Source organism: Paracoccus seriniphilus (genome assembly GCF_028553745.1).
In the GTDB taxonomy this organism is placed as follows: Bacteria; Pseudomonadota; Alphaproteobacteria; order Rhodobacterales; family Rhodobacteraceae; genus Paracoccus; species Paracoccus seriniphilus.
On the sequence record NZ_CP067131.1, the window covers coordinates 171,530 to 188,961 of the forward strand.

Annotated in this window: 14 protein-coding genes and 5 pseudogenes; 13 read left to right on the forward strand and 6 right to left on the reverse strand. The window is 59.8% G+C overall.

Annotated features, from left to right (window positions below):
- Positions 1-48 precede the first annotated feature (48 nt).
- The 9 genes and pseudogenes from JHW44_RS17175 to JHW44_RS17215 form a co-directional block, all read left to right on the forward strand.
- Complete coding sequence (locus tag JHW44_RS17175; RefSeq protein WP_089346159.1) at positions 49-684, forward strand: GntR family transcriptional regulator; 636 nt, start codon at positions 49-51, stop codon at positions 682-684.
- Between the two features lie 46 nt (positions 685-730).
- Positions 731-1,711 carry a TAXI family TRAP transporter solute-binding subunit gene (locus tag JHW44_RS17180; protein WP_089346158.1) on the forward strand — a complete coding sequence of 327 codons (981 nt, stop codon included), beginning with the start codon at positions 731-733 and terminating at the stop codon, positions 1,709-1,711.
- A gap of 58 nt (positions 1,712-1,769) precedes the next feature.
- Positions 1,770-4,358 (forward strand): TRAP transporter permease, encoded by a 2,589-nt coding sequence (locus JHW44_RS17185; protein WP_089346157.1) that lies wholly within the window; start codon positions 1,770-1,772, stop codon positions 4,356-4,358.
- Entirely contained in the window at positions 4,351-4,776 is a 426-nt protein-coding gene (locus JHW44_RS17190; RefSeq protein WP_089346156.1) for a universal stress protein, read from the forward strand. The genes JHW44_RS17185 and JHW44_RS17190 overlap by 8 nt, the downstream gene beginning before the upstream one ends.
- Positions 4,777-4,885: 109 nt before the next feature.
- Positions 4,886-6,940, forward strand: coding sequence for an NADH:flavin oxidoreductase (locus tag JHW44_RS17195; RefSeq protein WP_089346155.1), 2,055 nt, complete (start codon positions 4,886-4,888; stop codon positions 6,938-6,940).
- A 134-nt stretch (positions 6,941-7,074) separates the two neighbouring features.
- Positions 7,075-7,193, forward strand: a pseudogene (locus JHW44_RS17200) (IS6 family transposase); the annotation flags it as partial.
- A gap of 3 nt (positions 7,194-7,196) precedes the next feature.
- A pseudogene (locus JHW44_RS20535) lies at positions 7,197-7,421 on the forward strand (IS110 family transposase); the annotation flags it as partial.
- Between the two features lie 947 nt (positions 7,422-8,368).
- Positions 8,369-9,361, forward strand: coding sequence for an IS30 family transposase (locus JHW44_RS17210; protein WP_272850362.1), 993 nt, complete (start codon positions 8,369-8,371; stop codon positions 9,359-9,361).
- Positions 9,362-9,472: 111 nt separating this feature from the next.
- Positions 9,473-9,958, forward strand: a pseudogene (locus JHW44_RS17215) (helix-turn-helix domain-containing protein); the annotation flags it as partial.
- Here JHW44_RS17215 and JHW44_RS17220 read toward each other — a convergent pair.
- Both JHW44_RS17220 and JHW44_RS17225 read right to left on the reverse strand, forming a co-directional pair.
- Complete coding sequence (locus tag JHW44_RS17220) at positions 9,919-10,125, reverse strand: thiamine pyrophosphate-dependent enzyme (RefSeq protein WP_089346197.1); 207 nt, start codon at positions 10,123-10,125, stop codon at positions 9,919-9,921. The pseudogene JHW44_RS17215 and the gene JHW44_RS17220 sit on opposite strands and share 40 nt — an antisense overlap.
- 268 nt (positions 10,126-10,393) lie before the next feature.
- Complete coding sequence (locus JHW44_RS17225) at positions 10,394-10,621, reverse strand: hypothetical protein (RefSeq protein ID WP_089346196.1); 228 nt, start codon at positions 10,619-10,621, stop codon at positions 10,394-10,396.
- 567 nt (positions 10,622-11,188) lie between these two features.
- On the opposite strand from JHW44_RS17225, the gene JHW44_RS17230 reads away from it, so the two are divergent.
- From JHW44_RS17230 to JHW44_RS17245, 4 genes and pseudogenes are all read left to right on the forward strand, one after another.
- Positions 11,189-11,599, forward strand: a complete 411-nt coding sequence (locus JHW44_RS17230) for a GFA family protein (protein WP_089346194.1) — start codon at positions 11,189-11,191, stop codon at positions 11,597-11,599.
- Positions 11,600-12,057, forward strand: a pseudogene (locus JHW44_RS17235) (IS21 family transposase); the annotation flags it as partial.
- A pseudogene (locus tag JHW44_RS17240) lies at positions 12,054-12,266 on the forward strand (hypothetical protein); the annotation flags it as partial. The pseudogenes JHW44_RS17235 and JHW44_RS17240, both read left to right, overlap by 4 nt.
- Positions 12,246-12,608: an IS4 family transposase gene (locus JHW44_RS17245; protein ID WP_272850367.1), complete on the forward strand. Its 363-nt coding sequence runs from the start codon at positions 12,246-12,248 to the stop codon at positions 12,606-12,608. The pseudogene JHW44_RS17240 and the gene JHW44_RS17245, both read left to right, overlap by 21 nt.
- 174 nt (positions 12,609-12,782) lie before the next feature.
- Here the strand turns inward: JHW44_RS17245 and purU are convergent, their stop codons facing one another.
- The 4 genes from purU to JHW44_RS17265 form a co-directional block, all read right to left on the reverse strand.
- Positions 12,783-13,667, reverse strand: a complete 885-nt coding sequence (purU, locus tag JHW44_RS17250) for a formyltetrahydrofolate deformylase (RefSeq protein WP_272850350.1) — start codon at positions 13,665-13,667, stop codon at positions 12,783-12,785.
- Between the two features lie 63 nt (positions 13,668-13,730).
- Positions 13,731-14,240, reverse strand: a complete 510-nt coding sequence (locus tag JHW44_RS17255) for an aminomethyltransferase family protein (RefSeq protein ID WP_089345860.1) — start codon at positions 14,238-14,240, stop codon at positions 13,731-13,733.
- Between the two features lies 1 nt (position 14,241).
- Positions 14,242-17,181 (reverse strand): sarcosine oxidase subunit alpha family protein, encoded by a 2,940-nt coding sequence (locus JHW44_RS17260; protein ID WP_089345859.1) that lies wholly within the window; start codon positions 17,179-17,181, stop codon positions 14,242-14,244.
- Positions 17,171-17,425 (reverse strand): sarcosine oxidase subunit delta, encoded by a 255-nt coding sequence (locus tag JHW44_RS17265; RefSeq protein WP_089345858.1) that lies wholly within the window; start codon positions 17,423-17,425, stop codon positions 17,171-17,173. The genes JHW44_RS17260 and JHW44_RS17265 overlap by 11 nt, the downstream gene beginning before the upstream one ends.
- Positions 17,426-17,432 lie beyond the last annotated feature (7 nt).

A 17,432-nucleotide genomic window follows, 5' to 3' on the forward strand; every position in this document is an offset into this window, starting at 1 on the left:
ATTTGCAAGGATGAAATCCGAAGTTGTCGCTTTTGTCGTGGAGCCTACATGCCCTCAAGTGCCGCAGATCCCATTTATGATGAGGTTCGAGCCCTGATCCTGTCTGGCGAGATCAAGCCGGGGTCACCGCTTCGCCAGGACGAGCTTGCCAAGCGGTTCGGTGTCAGCAAGATCCCGGTGCGTGAGGCGCTTCGGCGACTGCAGGTCGAAAACCTTGTCACTTTCGAAAAGAACAAGGGCGCGTCCGTGCGGCAGTATTCCGAGAAGGAAATCCTGCAGCTGTTGGATATCCGTGTCGCCCTGGAGAGCCGGGCGCTGGAACTTGCCATCCCCAACATGATCGATTCCGATTTTCGCGACATGCGCAAATTGCTGGCTGACTATGCGCAGCGGACCGAAGTCGAGGAATGGAGCGCGATGAATGCGCGTTTCCACCACATGCTCTACGAGCCCTGCGGGAATCCGCCATTGCTGGCGATGATCAATGACCTTCAGGATCGACTTGGGCAGTATCTGCGCCTGCTGGTGTCCACGGCCAGCGGTCTTGAACGCCCGATGCGCGAGCATGACGTCATTCTGGAGGCTTGCGAACAGCAGGATGTCCAGGGCGCCGTGCAGGCGCTGCGTCAACATATCGAAGCATCACAAAAAGAGGTCGCAGCCTTTCTGAGAAGAGGCGCCTGAACGACCCGACCTTCCGATTCAAGAAAACAGAAAAGGACCTTCCAACATGGGAAAACTGACAAAATTCGCTGCAGCGGCCAGTCTGGTCGCAACTGTCGCGACAGGTGCTGCCGCGCAGGAGCGCCAGTATGTCAATATCGGCACCGCCGGGATCGGGGGCGGCTATTATCCGACCGGAGGCTTCATCTGCAATGTGCTGAACAAGAGCCGCAAGGCCAACGGTCACAATATCCGCTGCACGGTGGAATCGACAGGTGGCTCGGTGGCCAATATGCGCTCGATTCAGGTCGGTGATCTGGAAGTGGGCATCGCCATGTCCGCCTGGCAGTTCCATTCCTGGAATGGCACCGACCAGTTTACCGAAGACGGCAAGAACGAAAAGCTGCGCTTCCTGTTCTCGCTGCATGCCGATGCCGCACATATCGTCACACGAGCCGATGCCGGCATCGAAACCTTTGCGGATCTTGAAGGCAAGGTCGTGAATACCGGAAACGCGGGTTCGGGCACCGAGGCGCAGGTCCATGAAATGCTCGGCTATTACGGTGTGGAGGCGGACAGCTTCTTCAAGCAGGAGACCAAGCTGACCTCGAAAGAGCAGTCTCAGGCGCTGTGTGATGGCAAGATCGACGCTTTTGTCTATCCGACCGCAGTCGGCGCGGCCTCGATCCTCGAAGCCACCAGCACCTGCGACGCCAAGGTCATTTCATGGGATGATGACGTCGTCAAAGAGATGATGGCCGAAAAGCCGTATGTGATCCAGGTTGTCATTCCGGCGGGCACATATGGCGGTCAGGATGCAGAGATCGTGACCTGGGGCACGCCGGCGACGATCAATGCCAGCGCCGATGTACCCGATGAGGTGGCCTATCAGATGGTCAAGGCGGTGTTCGACGATTTCGACGCCTTCAAGGCCCAGTCGCCGATGTATAGCGCGGTTCAGATTGAAACCGCGGCCACCGCAGGGCGGACGGCACCCTATCATCCCGGCGCCGAACGGTATTTCCGTGAAGTCGGTCTGCTCAAGTAAATCGCCCTGAATGAGCTCCGGCCCGAATACCGGAGCTTTTTTCTCCGAGAGGAAAGCCATGGAAATCCCAGCCGCACCGACAACAGACCATGCCCGGCTGATCGAAGAGAATGATCTGGGCGGGCGCAACCTGACTGGCAAGGCGCATCTGACAATCGCCGGGGTGGCGCTTCTCTGGTCGCTTTACCAATTGTGGATCGCTTCGCCGTTCCCCTTCTGGTTCGATTTTCTCATTCTCAACGATACGCTGCAGCGGTCGATACATCTGGCCTTTGCGCTGGCACTGGCCTTCCTTACCTTTCCGGCAACGGCCCGGTCACGAAAAGACGGGATACCGACGCTTGATATCGTATTGTGCCTGATTGCGGTCGCGACCTGCTTTTATACCGTCGTGAATTATGAAAGCGTGGTGTTGCGGTCAGGCGGGGCGCGGACACAGCTGGAATTCGTTGTCGCTTTCGCCGGGCTTGGCCTGCTGCTCGAGGCGACCCGACGCGCGCTGGGACTGCCCATGGTCATCATCGGGCTGGTGTTTATCGGCTACGCCTTTCTCGGGCCACATATGCCGGAAATCATCTCGCATCGCGGCCTGTCCCTGAACCGGTTCACCGAACATATGTGGCTGTCGACCGAAGGGGTCTTTGGCCTGCCTCTGGGGGTCTCCAGCGGGTTCATCTTTCTGTATGTCCTGTTTGGCAGCCTGTTGGACAAGGCGGGCGCGGGCAACTATTTCATCCAGCTGTCCTTCGGTTTGCTGGGACATCTGCGGGGCGGCCCGGCCAAGGCGGCGGTGATTTCGTCGGCCCTGACAGGCATGATCTCGGGTTCGGCCATTGCCAATGTGGTGACAACGGGCACCTTCACCATCCCTTTGATGAAAAGAGTGGGCTTCTCGCCTGAAAAGGCCGGGGCCATCGAGGTTTCGTCCTCGATCAACGGTCAGATCATGCCACCGATCATGGGGGCCGCCGCCTTCCTGATGGCCGAATTCGTGGGCATCAGCTATTTCGAGGTGATTACCCATGCCTTCATCCCAGCCTTCATTTCCTATTTCGGCCTGTATTGCATCGTCCATATCGAGGCACTGAAAGGTCGCATGGCGGTACTGGAGCGCGCCGTGACCTACAGCGGCACGCAACGGCTGATGCGCTCGATCCTGACGATCACCCTGCTGTCCGGTGTCGGCTTTGGCCTTTATCTGCTGTTCGAGGCAATCGGCGCCGTGTTCGGTGACAACGCCCTGATCGTGACCGTGCTGCTTCTGGCCGGGCTGTATATCGGCCTGATCTGGGTGTCGCGCCGCTACCCGGAAATCGAGGTGGACGACCCTGAAGCACCGTTGCTCAAGGTGCCTGCGGCGCTGCCGATCTTTCTGGCCGGACTGTCCTATATCCTGCCGATCGGTGTGCTGGTCTGGTGCCTGATGATCGAACGTTTCTCGCCCGCGCTGTCGGTATCCTGGGCGATCCTGTCGATCTTTGTCCTTCTGCTGACCCAGAAACCGCTTCTGGCGCTGGCACATAGACGGCCTGTCGGGGCCGCGCTCTGGCAATCCGGAGCAGAGGATCTGGTCAGCGGACTGATCGTGGGGGCGCGCAACATGACCGGCGTCGCCGTCGCCATGGCCGCCGCCGGGATCATCGTCGGCGTCGTATCTGCCACGGGACTCGGGTTGCTGATGACCGAGATCATCCAGACCCTGTCCGGCGGCAGCTTTTTCCTGATGATGCTGCTGACTGCGGGCATGTGCGTGGTGCTGGGCATGGGCCTGCCGACGACGGCGAATTACATCGTCGTCGCGGCGATCATGGCCAATCCCTTTGTCACCCTCGCCGCCGAGCACGGGATCGATGTGCCGCCCATCGCGGTGCATCTGTTCGTGTTCTATTTCGGTCTTTTGTCCGGCACGACGCCGCCAGTCGCCATCGATGCCTTTGCCGGTGCGGCCGTGGCGCGTTCAGACCCGTTGCGCACCAGCCTGATTGCGTTTGTCTACGGTCTGCGGACCGCGATCCTGCCATTCATCTTTGTGCTGAACCCGGCGCTGTTGCTGATCGGCGTGGAAAGTGCCTGGCATCTGGGGCTGGTTGTCGGATCGTCCATCGTGGCAATGGTTGTCTTCGCTGCCGGAACGCAAGGATATTTCTTTGCCCGCTCTCGTTTGTGGGAATCCGCAGTTCTGGTCGTTGTGGCCATCCTGCTGTTGCGGCCCGCAGCCATATTGGACGCGGTGCAACCTCCGTTCGAACGTGAACCTGCAAAGATGTTGCTGCAACTGGCGGATGGGCTGGAGGGCCAGACCGATGTGCGCCTGATTGCGGAAGGTGAAAACCTTTCTGGCGCAACCATCTCGAAGACCGTGGTTCTGACGCTGAGCGGAGAGGGCGGGCAGAGCGCCGAGGATGTGCTGTTTGACTCGGCTGGCCTTGGCATTGAACCCGCAGGCGATGCGCTGTTGGTGACCGATCTCGCCTTTGACGGTCAGGCGCAAAAAGGCGGGCTGGATTACGACTGGAAGATTCTGGCGCTGGAACGCTCGGTCGATCGGATCAATCCGAATTGGCTGCTGCTGCCCTTGTTGGCCATCATCGCAATGATCATCGCCTTGCAGCGCGGGCGGGTTGCACGGAGGACCGAAGATGTATGACGATATCCTGCTGCCGGTTGACCCCGAATCCGTCACGGCCAGTTCGCGGGCTATCGAAACTGCGGTCCGACTTGCTCGGGACCATGCTGCGGTGCTGCACGTCCTTTCGGTGGTCCCCCGGCTGGGCCGCTATGCCGCGAATATCTTCCCCGAGGATTTCGCCGAAAAGAATGCCGAAGCAGTCAAACACAGGCTTGAACAGGTCGGCGCGGATATCGCGCTGCCTGCCGAGCGTCTGCGCCTGCATGTCGCCACCGGTTCGGTCTATGATGAAATCATCACCCTCTCGCGGAAGGCCGAGATCGACCTGATCGTTCTTGCCTCTCACCGTCCCGAACTGAGCGATTACCTGCTGGGCCCGAACGCGGCCCGCGTGGTCCGCCATGCCGATTGTTCCGTCATGGTGGTCCGAGGGTAACATATGCAACAGAAGCTGCCCTATTTGCACCAAGAGCCGCCCATCATTGCGAAGGCATCCGTCTTTGCGACCTCCATCTCTCGCCCCATCCAGGACTGCGTGTAGACATATGACCTCATCCCCTTACAAAGCCCTGTTCCAGCCATTTGAGCTTGGACATCTGACGCTCAAGAACAGGATCATCAGCACCTGCCATGCTCCGGCCTATGCCGAAGAGGGAATTCCGGGCGAGCGTTATCAGCGGTATCACGAAGAGAAGGCGCGCGGTGGTCTGGCCATGACCATGTTCGGAGGGGCGTCTTCGGTTTCACGGGATTCTCCTCCCAGCTTCGGTCAGCTGAACGTCTCGGATGACCGTATCATTCCCCATTTCCGGGCCTTTGCCGATCGCATCCATGCCCATGATGTGCCGCTGATCTGTCAACTCAGCCATGCCGGACGCCGCACCCGCCCAGACGGCAATCACTGGCTGCCCACCGTTGCCCCTTCGGCACTGCGGGAACCGGCGCATGGGGCGATGCCGAAAATCATCGAACCGGCAGATATCCGGCGCATCGTGGCCGATTACGCCGCCGCCGCAAGGCGCTGCTCGGAAGGTGGGCTGGACGGGGTCGAACTGCTGGTCTCGGGACATCTGATCGGCCAGTTCTGGAGCCCGTTGGCAAACACCCGTTCGGATGGCTATGGCGGGTCTTTGGAAAACCGTCTCAGGTTTGGCATGGAGGTGCTGGACGCGGTGCGCGAGGCGGTGCGCAGGGATTTCATCGTCAGCCTGCGCTTCACCGCGAATGAATTCATCGACGGGGGCATCACCGAAGAAGACGGGATCGCCATCGCGCTGGCCCATGCAAAAAGCGGGCTGGTCGATTGTCTGAATGTTTCTGGCGCGGCGAACTGGACCAAGGCAGGCGTGGCCGAGACCGTCCCGTCCATGGCCTTCCCGGCGGGCCGATTTGTGGAATTGGCTGGCAAGGTGCGCCGCGCCACCGGTCTGCCCGTGCTGCATGCGGCCGGCGTCGGCGATCTGGCGACGGCAAATTTTGCCGTCAGCGAAGGCCATGTCGATCTGATCGGCATGACCCGCGCGCAGATCGCCGACCCGCATATGGTGCGCAAGCATCTTGAGGGAAAGGACGAAGAGATCCGCCCCTGTGTCGGCGCTGGCTACTGCATCGACCGCATTTATCGGGGGGGAGATGCGCTTTGCCTGCATAATGCTGTGACGGGGCGCGAGAACACATTTACGCATGACACCAGCGCTGCCGGGACAACCCGCAAGGTGGTCATCGTCGGCGCCGGTCCCGCTGGCATGGAAGCCGCCCGCGTCGCTGCCGAGCGCGGTCACAAGGTCACGGTTCTGGAGGCGCAATCCGATCCCGGCGGGCAGGTTACATATGCGGCGCGGATTCCCTGGCGGCAGAACATGATCGGCATTACCCGCTGGCTTTATGACCGCTGTCTGTCGCTGGGTGTTGATTTCCGCTTCAACATCTATGCCGAGGCCGAGGATATTCAGCAGTTGTCACCGGATGTCGTCATTCTGGCGACGGGGGGATTGCCCGAAACCGGTCAGATCGCCGGAGGAGACATGCTGGGGAACTCGGTTTGGGATGTTCTTTCCGGAGAGGCGCCACTTGGCGGCAGGGTTCTGGTCTATGACGAGACCGGCGGTCAAAGCGGCCCGACGGTCGCCGAATATATTGCCAGCGCCGACAGCCAGGTCGAACTGGTGACGCCAGATCGGATGATCGCTGAGAATGTCGGCGTCACCAACCACGCCATCCACCTGCGCAACCTCTATGCCGCCGGTGTGACAATCAGGCCCGATTGGCGTCTGATCGGGCTGGAACGCGCTGACAATCGGATCAGGGCGACATTGCGCAATGAATACAGCGCGCAGGAGGATGTGCAGGATTATGATCAGGTCGTGATCGAAACAGGCACGGTTCCGATGGATGATCTTTATGAAGACCTTGCCGTGCTTTCGGTGAATGCCGGCCAGAGCGAGATCGCGGCCTTGATCGAGGGTCGCCAGCAACCCGCTGTGGTCGAGGGCACGACGGAACCCGACAGTTTTGCCCTGTTCCGCATCGGCGATTGCATCTCGGCGCGCGGCATCCATGCGGCGATGCTGGATGCCAACCGGATCTGCAAGATATTGTAGCTGGTGGAAAGGGATCGTCAAGTTATTGCCCTTTCCAGGGCAGCTGGGTAGCTCCGGGCGATGATTGGTCAGATTTCCGCACCGCGCCTGAAAGGCCACCGCTTTCCGCGCTCCATCCTTTCCCAGACGGCCTGCGTGATGTCGAAGATCTGCTGGCCGAGCGTGGCATCGTGGTGGGCTATGAGGCGATCCGGGCATGGGTGGAAAATTCGGGTCGCAGATCGCGAAACGGGTCCGGGCTGCGCGACCGCGGCTCACCGACATCCGCCGCCTGCTCATCGTCGGCGCCATGAGCGTGATCCGCTGGGTGGTTCGCAAGGGCGGAAGCCCGAACCGCTGGCTGGCCGCGCTGGTAGCACACAAGCCGAGGATGGTCGCGGCGGTGGCGCTGGCGAACAAGATGGCGCGCATGATCCGGGCCGTGACGAAAAAGCAGGAAGACTATCGAATGGCGCGACCTCAGTCCCGAGGAAGGGCGTAGGCACGACAGGGCCGCAAGGCCAGGGCGATCGACGAGGAGTAGGCGACACGGACTTCGAAGTTCAAGGCAGGGACATTCAGACCCGGGGCTCGAGCCCTTGCAGCTCTCTGAGCCGATGTGAACCCAGTCTTCCGAACAGCATACCGGCCCGGGCGTCATGGAAGCCCACGTTCAGGGGCCTGACACAGGTCCGATCGAAGACCCTGCCGAAAGAGCGAAGATGGTGCTTGCCAAACAGGGGGCATCCACGCACGTCCCTCCGTTCCGATTGCGCAAACTTGGAAGCTGCCCTGCGCCAGGTCGATTGCCAGCATGCTGATCGTCGTCTTCATTGATATGCTCTCCGTTCGGCTCCAATGGAACCATCATGGCATATGAGATGCCGCTGGGTGGGGGCATCCACCGCATCAGATCAGGGATCTGGTGCCGAGTTACAGGTCGAGCGCTATGCGAATTCGATAGGGCTGGACCGGCAAGAGCTTCACCGAGCTCCCAAGTCTTTTGGTGAGCGCGCGGGCTATGACCTGCAGTGACTGATGCCTGGTGAAGTCCAGCCACCGCCTGTTGATGACAGCCACTTTCAGGGACAGGATCTTTTCTGATCGGCAGAACGCTTGGAAGCGTTTCCCGCCATCAAGGCCCGATCACCTCGCGCACCGACGGCACGCGGCAGCAGGGAATCAGGCTGCTCAGAGCGCGGTTACACATGAAGTTACGACTAAGTAATTGTTTATGATAATTTTTTTGTTTACAGCGACATAGCGTGTGTAACGGGGGAAAATAAGTAAATGCGACAGCCCGAGAGCTGATCTAGGTGAGCTATTTGCGATAATCTGCGGAAGGTATTCCATAACACAGATTACTAGATTAATAGATGTAGCCGGGGCACATTCTAGATTGGGTTGCGACAATTCCCCTATCTTGCTGGAAAGCAAGGAGAATGGAAGATGGCCCACATAGAGCTGGATTTGCGAGAACGGCGCACAATTGAGGATATGCTGAACGCAAAGACGCCCGTGAGCAAGATCGCGGCTTCGCTCGGCAGGCATCGCTCTACTGTCTACCGGGAAATCAAGCGCAACCGCTTTGAAGATAATGAACTGCCATATCTGAACGGCTACTACGGTGTGAACGCGCAGCGAACCGCGGCCGCCAGACGCATGCGCCGCCGCAAACTCGTGCGATTGAAAGAACTGCGCAAAGCAGTGATCACCCAATTGAAGGAAGGCTGGTCACCAGAGCAGATTGCCGGCCGTCTTTGGTTTGAAGGCCAACCGGTGCGCGTGAGCCACGAGACCATTTACGCTTACGTCTATGGCCCCGATGGCCAATCCGAAGAACTGGCGCGCCACCTGCCGAGCCGGCGCAAGAAACGGCAGCCGCGCCATGCGCGCAGGCCGCGCGGCCTTGTTTTCCCGCCGGAGCGCTCCATTCATCAGCGCCCGAAGCACGTGAAGTCCCGCGAGACATTCGGTGAATGGGAAGGCGATCTGATGATTTTCGAACGCGCCCAGGGCAATGCCAACGTGGCCACGCTTGTAGAGCGAAAGACGCGGTTTGCCGTCTTGTTCAGAAACCAGGACCGGAGCACCACACACCTGATGAACCGGCTGATGGACGTCATGGAACCCCTGCCCCAGCCGGCGCGGAGCTCCATCACTTTCGACAGAGGGATCGAGTTCCGGAACTGGCGCAAGCTCAAGCCTGGGATCGGAACGGAAGCGTGGTTCTGCGATCCCCAAGCGCCCTGGCAGAAAGGATCCGTCGAGAACCTCAACAAGCGGACCCGCCGCTATCTGCCACGGGATACGCCTGTGGCCGCGCTCTCAAATCGCTCAATGAAGGCGATTTGCGACCGCTTGAACGGCACACCCAGAAAATGCCTCGGATGGCGCAGACCGGCTGAAGCCTTCAGGGACGAACTCATGAAGCCAGGATAGAAGGAAGCGTCGCAACGACCCTTGAGCCTCCACGCAAAGCTAAAATGTCATCCATGAGCAATTCAGAAGTGTCACTCTCGCCTACGATGATAGCAGGCAGAAGGATCGGGCATGGGATGGGTGATGATGAGCAAGCGCGAGCTGAATCGTGTGGAAGTTCTGGCGCAGGTCGGTGATGGCCGGCTGACGGTAGACAACGCGGCGCCCCTGTTGGATCTGACGCGGCGCCAGATATTCAGGCTGCTGAAGCGATATTGATTGGGTGGTGCGGCGGCGATCCGGCACAAAGCGCGTGGCAAGCCTGCGAACAACCGGATTCACAAGGCGAAGTGCGACTGTGCCCTGGCGTTGATAAAAGAAGTCTATGTGGATTTCGGGCAGACGCTGGCTTCGGAAAAGCTGGCGGAACATCACGGGTTCATGGTGTCCCTTGAGACGCTGCGCAAATGGATGATTGAAGACGGCATCTGGCTGTCCCGTAAACAGCGCCGGACGTTCCACCAGCCGCGTGTGCGCCGGGAATGCTATGGCGAGTTGATCCAGATCGACGGCTCCGATCACCGCCGGTTCGAGGATCGGAGCCGTCCCTGCTTCTTGAAATGCGCGGTGCAGCCGACGGCGCAGGCCTCCTGCCCGGCATACAGGTGGATGAACCCCGGAATGTCACCGGTCTGGAACTCCACATGCAGGCGGTCTTCAAAGGTCCGTATCAGGCTCATACGGTAGTACGCCGTCGTCAGCATCTCGTGCGAATAAGGCATCATTCACTTCCTCCATAAGTGTTTTGTTGGCGACGGCCGGGCCGCCACGCGGTGCATGGGTTCAACGGAAAAAAACCGTTGTCGGCCGCGTATGTGGCCCCTCGTCGGGAAGTCGGTGCATCGGATTCCGCGCCGCGCTCCTCCCAGTTCTTGGGGATCCGATGTTGTGTTGAGAGAAAGCCTAGAAGTGATCTTCCTACGGAGAAATAGGGAGAACCCCCTAGGCCACACAGATTGAGGCAGAGCCCAATTCAGGGCAACGCGACACCTGTCAACGGCGGGTCTGGGCGAAAAACCACAATGCCGCCGCAAGGCCAAAGCTGCGCAGTCTGACAGGCTTTGCGGCAATTGCGGGCCGGGCCTTACCGGGAGGCCGCAGGAAGCGCATTTGCGCGGCGAGCACCGCACTGTTCCAGCTATCCTCGGGCAACAATGCCAGCAGGCGGGTTGCTTCCTCATGCAGATCCCATGCCAGCCCTGCCGGCAGACCATCCAGCATGTTCTCATGTGGCGTGTCGCGTGGTGGCACAGGAATAACCGCCGCCATCAGTCAGCCGAGATGATGCCTCAGCCGGGACCGCCCGATTCCCAACTGCCGCGCGGCCGAACTCTGGTTCAACCCGCGCCGTCCGAAATAGTCCTGCGCAATCGACTGTGGCAGGCGTGCCGCGCAAGCCCGGCATCCACAAATGCCTGGTAAGCCTCAAAGGCCTCGCTGTGCATCACCAGATCCGATGACCCCAACTTTGCATAGCGCCCCCGACGCTCGGGAAGCTGCGATATCAGATGGATCGAGGACATCTGCATGGCAAACAAACTGTATCAAGACAACAGATCAACTTCGAAATGTTCAGGCCCTCACAGCCCAAATTTGAAGCACAGATACAGAAAAACAATGAGTTAAAGCTAAGAGTAGCGGCTAGATCCCAGTGTTTTATGCATTTCTGCGACGCCGAGACTGACGCTCAGTTGAGCCATTTTTGACCGGGATCCAACACGCGGATACAAGGGAACAAAGAAATGCGTTCGGCTGGCAGCAGGGCAGCGCCGGTCGCGAGGAGTGTGAATGGACAACAATCCGACTACGGGACAATGCCTCTGCGGCGCAGTGAAATTCCGCATATCTGGAGAGTTCGAGCGCTTTTTCCTGTGCCACTGCTCCCGCTGCCGCAAGGATAGCGGTTCGGCCCATTCGGCAAACCTGTTTTCGTCCACAGCCAAACTCATCTGGGTTTCAGGCGAGGCATACATCAAGACGTTTCGTCTCCCTGGATCACGCCACATGAAAAGCTTTTGCTCCGACTGCGGATCTGCACTGCCTGTTTCCCAGCCGGAGATTGGTTTGCTTGTGGTGCCCGCAGGGTCGCTTGACAGTCAGTTCGACATACAACCCAACGCGCATATCTGCTGTTCCAGTCGCGCGAACTGGGACAACGACCTGACCTCCATCGAAAGGATCGACGGGCTTCCTGCATAGCTCGATGTCTTCACCGGCGGCGCCCACCTGCTGACCCTGCCCAGGGAGCGGGCCAAGGCGAACGGCAAGCATGACCAGATCGTAAACCATCACCATGTCATCCATTCACGGCGCAGAAAGCCCATGGCCCTTCTGCATCTAGTTTACCGCGACAAGCTCTTCCCGCGCCAGGAGTATCAGCGTGCCTTTGAGGGCTCATCGACCGGCTGCCCGAACGGCAGGCCTGCAAGATCACCGTCGAGTTGCTTGCCCTGACGCATGAGTGCAACTGCGAGCGAGCGCTGGCGGCGGAACTGGCCAAGGTGCTCGAGGCTGACGGTCTTCCCGATCTTGCTGCCCTGCGAAGGCAATTCGCCCCGGATCCGGCCTGTTTGCCGACCGTCACCGTGCAATCCGTGTCCCTGGACAGCTATGAGGCCCTCGTCAAAACGGCGGATGCTGCAGGAGTACCGACATGACGAGCTCCCATACCGTCGATGAGGCCCGCCTCAGCATCATGCTGAACGACCTGCGGTTGCCCACCATCAAGACCCTGTGGCCGCAGTTTGCCGAACAGGCCGACCGCGCCCACCGCAGGATCACCCGCCATCTTGCCCAAGCGCACCTGCCGCCCGGCAAGACGATGGACAGCTTCGACGCCGTTCCAATGATCTCGAAAGCACAGGTCGAAGAGCTGCGCTTGGCCACGGCTGATCGCCTGGCCAACTGCATCGCGCTCTGCTGCGTCGTGGCCTGGCGCGTGTCATGGCTGACAATGCTCAGCCGTGAGGCACCAGTCGCAAACCCTGCTGCGGTCTTCACGGATGACGAGCGCCACCCGCTTGAACACGCAACGCCGGACAGAAAGCGCATGGCAACACATGACCTGGAGTTCTATGTCAAGGCCGTCGCGCGCCTCGGAGGCTATCTCGACCGCGCCTCCGATCCGCCACCGGGAACAACCGTCATATGGCGCGGCCTCGCCCAACTCGCCGATCTTGTTGAGGGGGCCCGCATTGTAGGACGTTAACCACCGGGGACTTGTGGGTAACTGCAAGGCCAATCGAACGGTTACGGTCTATTGGTAGAGAAATGATATCAACCAACCCGATCCGCAGGTGCAACGAGTAGCTTAAATTACGCCAGATCCTGTCCAACAGATGGGGAGTAGCTCATCGCACGATCAAACCATGGGATCAAAAACCTATCCCATCCGCTCGCTGGAGAAAGACCCGGGCGAGGCCGGGAAGACAACGGTCTTGTTGCCGTTCAGGAACACGCGATGATGGGCATGGGCGTGGATGGCACGCGCCAGCACCTGGCTTTCGACATCGCGGCCAAGACTGACGTAATCCGAGGCGCTCTGGGCATGGGTCACGCGCACGATGTCCTGTTCGATGATCGGGCCTTCGTCCAGGTCGGCGGTCACGTAGTGGCTTGTCGCGCCGATCAGCTTCACACCGCGCTCATAGGCCTGCTTGTAGGGGTTCGCGCCCTTGAAGCTGGGCAGGAAGGAATGGTGGATATTGATGATCCGGCCCGACATCTTCTGGCACATCTCATCCGAGAGGATCTGCATGTAGCGTGCCAGAACGATCAGCTCGGCCTCTGTATCCTCGACCACCTTCATGATCGCGGCCTCTGCCTGGGGCTTGTTTTCCTTGGTCACCTTGATGCAGTGGAAGGGAATATCGGCATTCACCACCACCTTCTGGTAATCCATATGGTTGGAAATCACCGCGACGATTTCCACCGGCAGCGCACCGATCTTAACCCGGTACAGAAGGTCGTTCAGGCAATGCCCGAAACGGCTGACCATGATCACCACGCGCATCTTGCGGGCCTCGTCATGGAACTGGAAGGTCATCGCGAATTTCGCCGAAACGGCTTCAAATGCCTGCGACAGGCTGGCCAGATCGGTCTCTTCTTCCAGCACGAAGCTGACGCGCATGAAGAATTGCCCGGTTTCCTGATCGTCGAACTGGCTGCTGTCGGTGATATTGCAGCCATGATCGGCCAGAAAAGAGGAAATCGCAGCCACGATCCCGCGTTGCGAGGGGCAGGTGACAGTTAGGCAGTATGTGGTCATGAGGGTCCAGTCATTCGGAAAATTCGAAGTGTCGCGCAGGCTATAATCTGCCAATCCAGCTTGTCATTGAACGGCGCCAAGACTGGCGCGTTCGAGGTAATCGACCACCATATTCGCATAGCTTGCATCGACCCCGATCTCGAATCCACGTTCCATGCGGGAAATCAACGTTTTGACGCCAAAGGCGGTGCTGAAGCTGGTGAAGGCTTGATCAAATCTGGTGGAGTGCAGATCCAGCGGACAGGCGATGGACATGATTTGTTCCGCGTCAGGACCTTCGATGGTAAAGAAAACCAGACTGTCCGAAATTTGCACAATGCTGATTTCCGAAGGTGCCCTGTCGGGCATGAGAGCCGATTTCAGGGCCTCCTCACGAAGGATTTCTGCGCGCAGCAACCAATGATCCGGGCCGATATGACAGAGGCAAACTCCGTCACCGGTGATTTGCTGGTTAATCTGCTTTGGCAGGGCGGGAAATGCTATTCCGAGCCATTCCTGCAAGGCCGTGTGCGGACCTTTGAGGTCGAAAATTGCCGAGATCGGTTGGCGGGATATCATAACATCATAGCTCATCTCAGGACCTCAGTATCTTTCCTTCAGGATCGTAGAACACCGGAGCGGTGATCTTTGCCTCGATGACAGAGCCGGGCAGCCGGACATGCGCCGTCTGACCCTGACGGGCGCGCCCGTTTTCCAGTAGTGCCAACCCGATCCAGGACTGATTGATCGCACTCCAGACACAGGCCGTGACCAGCCCCTCGGAGGCCTGTTTGCGCCCGTCCGGTGTCAGCGGTGCGCCCTCGGGCATTGATTGGTTCGGATCGCGGGGCAACAGGCCGACCAACTCGCGACGTGGCTTGCCATTGGCGCGTCGCAGGGCAATGGCGCGCTTGCCGATGAAGTCGGGTTTCGTTTTCGACATTACCCAACTCATACCCAGATCATGAGGGTCGACGGTGCCATCCGCTTCGTGACCAAGCGAGAGAAAGCCCTTTTCGACGCGCAGCACGTGATTGGCCTCCGAGCCGATGGGCGCGATGCCAAGAACGGCCCCGACTTGCAGGATGCTTTCCCACAGGGTTTCAAGGTGTCTTGGCATGACGTTGATCTCGTAGGACAACTCGCCAGTAAAGCTGACCCGCATCACTCGTGCCGGTAGCCCCGCGACATGACCCTCACGCAGCGCCATGAAGGGGAAAGCGCCCGGCGACAGGTCAATATCGGTGCCAAGTGTTTGCAACAGCTTGCGGGCAAGCGGGCCGCAAACCGTGGCGTTGACCCATTGGCTGGTCAGCGGAGTGACATGGACCTGCCAATGCCGATATTCCGTCTGCAGCAGCTTCTCCATGTGCTGATAGACTGCATCGGCATTGCCGGTCGAACTGGACATCAGCCAGCGCTGTTCATCAAGACGGAAGGTCACACCGTCATCAAGGATCAACCCGTCATCGGTCAGCATCAGCCCGTATCTGCCGTTGCCGGGCTTCAGGCTGGACATGATGTTGGTGTAGATCAGATCAAGAAAGGCGGGCGTGTCGGGACCCTTGAGTTCGAATGTACCAAGCGGAGAGCCATCATAGACTCCGACCGCTTTCCGGACCGTGTCGCATTCGCGATTGACAGTCTGTTGAAGGCTTTCGCCGGGACGGGGATAGTAGCCGGGCCGTTGCCAGCGTGCGCCAGCCTCATACATGACGGCGCCATTGTCACGGTGCCATTGCGTCAGAGGGGTATGGCGATAGGGCAGGACTACGCTGTCTTCGCGAAGCCCGGCGATGGCACCGAAAGAAACCGGCGTATAGGGCGAACGGAAGGTGGTGGTTCCGACCTCCTGCAAGGCCAGCCCTTGTTGCAGGGCAATGGTGCCGATGATGTTGATGTTGCCGGTCTTGCCCTGATCGATTCCCATGCCGCCGGTGGTGTAGCGTTTGACATGCTCGACATTGTCATAGCCTTCGCGCAAGGCCAGATGCACATCATCGACCGAGACATCGTTCTGAATGTCGAGGAAGGCCTTGCCCCTGGTCTTGCGGGTCTGCACCCGCCACAGCGGTTCGATGGCATAGGGCAGATCTTCGGCATCCGGCACCTCGCCGGGATCCGGGTCAAGCCCGAGACTCTGGCTTGCCATCCGGGCCACCTCGGCCCCGGTCTGCAGGGCTTCGGCCAGCGACATGCGACCTGAAGCTGCACCCACGCTGTGCGTCGGCTGTGCCGGCACGTCGGGGATGAAGCTGGCGATACCGGGGTCATATTTCAGGCTGCCGCGAGATTGTGAGAACAGATGCAGCGCCGGGTTCCAGCCGCCCGACAGGCCAACAAGATCGCAGGCGATGTTCTGCACATTGCTGCCGTCAAGGGCCGCGACCGAGACGCTTCGCACCCGACGATGGCCCTTGCAACTGGTGATTACATGCCCGGTCAGGACGCGTATCCCGCTGACCATTGCCAGAGCCTGAGGGGGCACCGTGCTGCGGCTGTCGATGATTGCAGCGATCGTGATCCCGCCCGCGCGCATGTCGGCGGCAACAGAATAGGCGCTGTTGTTGTTGGTGAACAGCACCGCGCGCGTTCCCGGAAGGGTGGCATAGCGGTTGACATAGGTCTGGATTGCCGATGCCATCATCACGCCGGGTCGATCATTGTTCGCAAAGACCATGCTGCGTTCGATGGCGCCGGTGGCGCAGATGACCTGAGCAGCACGGACGCGCCAACTGCGCTCGATCACGCCGGATGTCGCGGGAGAGCGTTCATTGACCATCAGCAGGTTGTGTTCGCGGTAGGCCCAGACAGTGGCATTTTGCAGATGGGTGACATTCTTCATCTCGGCAAGCTGGGCGGTGACGCGCGTGACCCATTCCAGCGCAGGGGCACCGTCAATCCGCAGATTGCGCGCCAGCAGGCCACCGCCTGGCTCGCTGCCCTCATCTGCAAGGAAGACCCTTGCGCCCGCCCGTCCCGCGACCAGGGCCGCCATCAACCCAGCCGGACCCGCCCCGGCTATCAGCACATCGGCATGGGCATTGCGCGCCTCGAAGCGTCCGCTGGCAGGCGGGGCAGAGGGCGCAGGTGCAAGCCCGGCGGCGCGGCGAATGGCAGGCTCGAACAGGTGCCAGTCGGGCCATTTGAACGTCTTGTAGTAGAACCCCGCCGGGATGAAGCGCGCGATCATCTGGTTGACGCTTCCAATATCGAAGCCGGGCGAAGGCCAGCAATTGACCGATTTCGCGCGCAGTCCGTCGCGCAATGGCACCAGGGTGACCGGATTGTTCCCCGAGGCATCTTCACCTTCAAGTTCGACCAGTGTCGCGGGCTCTTCGACGCCGCTGCCGACAATGCCCCGAGGGCGGTGATATTTGAAGCTGCGCGCGGTCAGAGAAACACCATTGGCCAGAAGCGCCGAAGCCAGCGTGTCGCCAGCATATCCGCTGTAGGGCTTGCCGTTGAAATGGAATCTCAGCTTGCGGCTGCGGTCGATCCGTCCGCCTTCGGGACGACGGTATTCATAGGCCATGGGGGGGCTCCACGATGTCATGGGTTCTGGTGTCGCGCCAAAGGCTGAGCCAGCGTCCGCATCCCGCGGCGTGCCACCAATATTCCTGTACCGGGCCAAGCGGATTGGGTACTGTCGTCAGATAGTCGACCCAATCCTCGTCGCTGGTCTCAAGAGGGTTGGGACGCGGCGCCTGGACCGGCCCCCCATAAGTGAATTCGCCTTCGCTGCGTTCGCCGCAATTGGGGCAGGATATGAGTAGCATGATGTAT

Coding starts and splice junctions, on each gene's coding strand:
- JHW44_RS17190 (WP_089346156.1), top strand. CDS start 4,351: ATGTATGACGATATCCTGCTGCCGGTTGACCCCGAATCCGTCACGGCC.
- JHW44_RS17210 (WP_272850362.1), top strand. CDS start 8,369: ATGGCCCACATAGAGCTGGATTTGCGAGAACGGCGCACAATTGAGGAT.
- JHW44_RS17185 (WP_089346157.1), top strand. CDS start 1,770: ATGGAAATCCCAGCCGCACCGACAACAGACCATGCCCGGCTGATCGAA.
- JHW44_RS17225 (WP_089346196.1), bottom strand. CDS start 10,621: ATGCTGGATGGTCTGCCGGCAGGGCTGGCATGGGATCTGCATGAGGAA.
- JHW44_RS17260 (WP_089345859.1), bottom strand. CDS start 17,181: ATGGCCTATGAATACCGTCGTCCCGAAGGCGGACGGATCGACCGCAGC.
- JHW44_RS17265 (WP_089345858.1), bottom strand. CDS start 17,425: ATGCTACTCATATCCTGCCCCAATTGCGGCGAACGCAGCGAAGGCGAA.
- JHW44_RS17180 (WP_089346158.1), top strand. CDS start 731: ATGGGAAAACTGACAAAATTCGCTGCAGCGGCCAGTCTGGTCGCAACT.
- JHW44_RS17255 (WP_089345860.1), bottom strand. CDS start 14,240: ATGAGCTATGATGTTATGATATCCCGCCAACCGATCTCGGCAATTTTC.
- JHW44_RS17230 (WP_089346194.1), top strand. CDS start 11,189: ATGGACAACAATCCGACTACGGGACAATGCCTCTGCGGCGCAGTGAAA.
- JHW44_RS17245 (WP_272850367.1), top strand. CDS start 12,246: ATGATCTCGAAAGCACAGGTCGAAGAGCTGCGCTTGGCCACGGCTGAT.
- purU (WP_272850350.1), bottom strand. CDS start 13,667: ATGACCACATACTGCCTAACTGTCACCTGCCCCTCGCAACGCGGGATC.
- JHW44_RS17195 (WP_089346155.1), top strand. CDS start 4,886: ATGACCTCATCCCCTTACAAAGCCCTGTTCCAGCCATTTGAGCTTGGA.
- JHW44_RS17175 (WP_089346159.1), top strand. CDS start 49: ATGCCCTCAAGTGCCGCAGATCCCATTTATGATGAGGTTCGAGCCCTG.
- JHW44_RS17220 (WP_089346197.1), bottom strand. CDS start 10,125: ATGATGCCTTATTCGCACGAGATGCTGACGACGGCGTACTACCGTATG.